General features: G+C 37.1%; 3 protein-coding genes and 1 pseudogene. 3 read left to right on the top strand and 1 reads right to left on the bottom strand.

Features of this window, described 5'->3' with window-relative positions; all coding sequences use genetic code 11:
- Window positions 1-868 precede the first annotated feature (868 nt).
- A complete protein-coding gene (locus F6K13_RS25775) occupies window positions 869-1,684 on the bottom strand; it encodes a sirohydrochlorin chelatase (RefSeq protein WP_240041647.1) in 816 nt (271 codons plus the stop codon).
- Between the two features lie 337 nt (window positions 1,685-2,021).
- On the opposite strand from F6K13_RS25775, the gene F6K13_RS25770 reads away from it, so the two are divergent.
- From F6K13_RS25770 to F6K13_RS25760, 3 genes and pseudogenes are all read left to right on the top strand, one after another.
- The gene (locus F6K13_RS25770) at window positions 2,022-2,351 is read left to right on the top strand and encodes a hypothetical protein (RefSeq protein ID WP_124155349.1); all 330 of its coding nucleotides are present in this window, start codon (window positions 2,022-2,024) and stop codon (window positions 2,349-2,351) included.
- A gap of 109 nt (window positions 2,352-2,460) precedes the next feature.
- Window positions 2,461-2,790, top strand: a complete 330-nt coding sequence (locus F6K13_RS25765) for a hypothetical protein (RefSeq protein ID WP_124155348.1) — start codon at window positions 2,461-2,463, stop codon at window positions 2,788-2,790.
- A gap of 84 nt (window positions 2,791-2,874) precedes the next feature.
- Window positions 2,875-2,982: pseudogene (locus F6K13_RS25760) on the top strand (AbrB-like transcriptional regulator); the annotation flags it as partial.
- Window positions 2,983-3,068 lie beyond the last annotated feature (86 nt).

The raw sequence follows: 3,068 nt of genomic DNA, 5'->3' as shown, positions 1-3,068 counted from the left end.
TGGGGTGAGTCCCTATCTCTTTGTTAAATAGATCTCAAATGGGTTCTATTTAACAAAGAGATAGGGACTCACCCCTAACCCCTCCCAGGAGGGGAATGTGGGGAGATGGGGAGATAGAAGCAAATTTCAACCTGCTTGGTGTACTATAGCAATGTGCGCTCAGGTATTTACAATGTCCAGCTCAAAGTGCAGTAAGCGAACAGGTGTACAAAAAATAATGTGTAAATATGCCAGCGCACATTGCTATACCTGCTGCGCTATCGGGCGGTGAGTGCAGTACGCCCTTCAGGTTCCCGTCTGTGGGCGAAACCTGCCTCCCCCACCCCATAGGTGCCCCGCCGAATTGAAGCAACTGCCCTACGCAAAGCTTCTCTGTTAGCGTAGGTCCTCCGGAGAAGGAAAGAAATACCCGAAGGGCCAGGGGTTTCATTCACTTTTGGCCTTATTCTCGTTCCTGAATCTCCTGACTTCACCACCGACTAAGTTCTGAGGACGGCAGTCAAAAGCACATACCCCCTGCAAAGATACGATCAGGGATTCTATATAATAAATCCAAAACTTTCCCAAAATCTACATTTTTTATGGCTCCCAAGTATAAATTAGGGAGGTATTTTTTTATAGTATCAAGTTTTATTCATTAGACTTAATCAAAATTCTTGTCAATTCTCAAGAGAATCTTTCAAAATTCGGCGTTGCTGATTCTGGGTATGATTTGATAATTTTGTATTTGGGATTTTTTATTTTGGATGGTTTGAACTACTTGTTAATATTAACTGTTCCCAGATCCGGTGTTCCCAGATCCGGTGTTCCCTATAAACCTACTTTCATACCTTAATTCAGCAATGCCCAAAATTCCTCCGACTCCCTTCTATTCAGTTTCGCTAATCAAGTCCAAAACTAATTTAGCTAATTCATCAGTTGCCCCAAGAGGTTCACTCAGGCAGAATTTAATAGCAGGGTATATTTGAGTAAATTGATTAACTGTATCAGCGATCGCATCAGTAATACCCCCATTAAACAGAAAATAAGGCAAAATTCCAATTCTTTGATATCCTTGTCTGATTAATATTTCAACTCTTGATTTCAGGTCGGGACAAACAGACCAATAAGCAGTACAAACCAAAACTTGACAACTACTTGCAAGAGACTCGGCTATTTTTTCCACAGGTTCATTGCCACCAGGACGACGACTACCATGAGAAATAACTACCCAAGCATCAGCAGTCACGGAAGTTACTTTAGCTGCCAGTAAACGTGCCATTTCTGGATGAGAACCAATATAGGGGCATAGAGTGATTTTACTTTGGCTATAAGTTTCTGAGTTAAATTCAGATTTTTGCTTACTTTTTTCCTTTGCTTTAACCTTGTGCCTGAATACCTCTACTTCTGCTGGAATATCCTCTGTGACATGAACTCCAGGTAATAAAAATAAAGGTATAATTTTAACTTGATTAATGTAGAGCGATCGCCTTTTTTCCCAAAAATCTTCAATTTGTTCGTGCAGAGATTTAAGTCCCAGTTCTAAAACTCCTGTACCAATCAAAGGACATTTGAGAAGATCATTACTTGTCAAATTTCCAGTTAAATTTATTTGCCTAGATAAAAGTCCAGCTAGTATGTGTAATTCTAGGAGCGATCGTGGGTCACGACTACCATGAGATACTAAAAAATAGGTTGATAGCAATTTTAACTTTGACCTAATTATTATATAGATATATAAATATTAAGTAACACTTTTGAACAATTTTCATCCTGATTTAATTAAAATTGTATGTATATTCCTACACATTAACTCTATTCACTTTCTCTGGATATTCGGTAAAAGTCCAATCAATCTCTAATGAGTGAATTTTGTTTTGTCCAGTATATCTATAAAGTGTTTAATTGATAATTAGAATACTTACTTTGTGCCCAGTTAATATTGGTAACTGTATATAAAGATTAAATATTTTCAAGAATAATCTGCTATAATTATGATAGATATCAATATACTAAAGTAGAAACCATACAAGGAGAAAAAAATGGCCAAAGAAGAAGTAAAAAGCGTTACCGTACTCCAAAGTGATGATGACTTTGGTGGCTCTCCAGACACCCTATATGGAAAGTCCCCCAAAAGTAAGAAAAAGAAAAAGAAAAAACAGGCACGTGCTTTGAAGCCTTTTGAAAAAATGGTATTTTCAATGGCTAAAAGCTATGACAAATCTAGTAAAGAGTATCGTGATCGTCACGAAAAATCTAACAAAAAGAAGAAAAACGGTTGGATTAAAGATTTCCCCAAAAACTATAACAAGGCTATGTCTAAGTTGGGTGGAAGTGGAATGGGTGTAATGGGTGTTAAGTTGTTTGAATAATTCAAATATTAATACCGATTAGCAGGAAATCCAAGTTATTAAGTCCCGAAAAATAAATATCTACTAAAATAATTATAGTTTAGTAGAAAATATTCAAAGGAGAAATAAAGTGGCGAAAGAAGATGTAAAAAGTGTTACCGTACTGCAAAGTGATGATGACTTTGGTGGTGCCCCATCAACCCTCTATGGTAAATCAGCTAAAAGGAAAAAAAGGAAAAAGAAAAAGCAGGCACGTGCTTTAAAGCCTTTAGAAAAAGCTGTATTCAGAACTGCAAAAATGTACGATAAATCCACCAAAGAATATCGTGATCGTCACGAAAGATCTAACCGGAAGAAGAAAAACGGTTGGATTAAAGATTTCCCCAAAAACTATAGCAAGGCTATGTCTAAATTGGGTATGGGTGGCTTCGGCTACATGGGTATTAAATTGTTTGAATAATTCAAATATTAATACTGATTAGTAGAAAGCCCAACTGATATAGAAAGTTTTACTGACAACTTTCATATAAACTTTAGACTAATTTACACTAAAAAAATGGATTTGAAGCCGGGCGATGAGTTTGTTATTTCACTGGGACGCAAACATATTCATCTCAAGCAAATTGGGAGTGAAGAAGAGGAGGAGGAATAGAGCCTTGGTCTTGTTCCATTACTTTAATGGTTAGAATTTCTTCCTAGACATGTGCCCCGCAGGAACTCGACATAGACAAGGGAACC

It is taken from the genome of Okeania sp. SIO2B9 (genome assembly GCF_010672505.1).
Taxonomy (GTDB): domain Bacteria; phylum Cyanobacteriota; class Cyanobacteriia; order Cyanobacteriales; family Microcoleaceae; genus Okeania; species Okeania hirsuta.
This window is presented reverse-complemented; position numbering and strand designations above follow the sequence as displayed.

Excerpts from the sequence above, each read along its gene's own strand:
- F6K13_RS25770 (WP_124155349.1), top strand. The coding sequence starts at position 2,022 with ATGGCCAAAGAAGAAGTAAAAAGCGTTACCGTACTCCAAAGTGATGAT.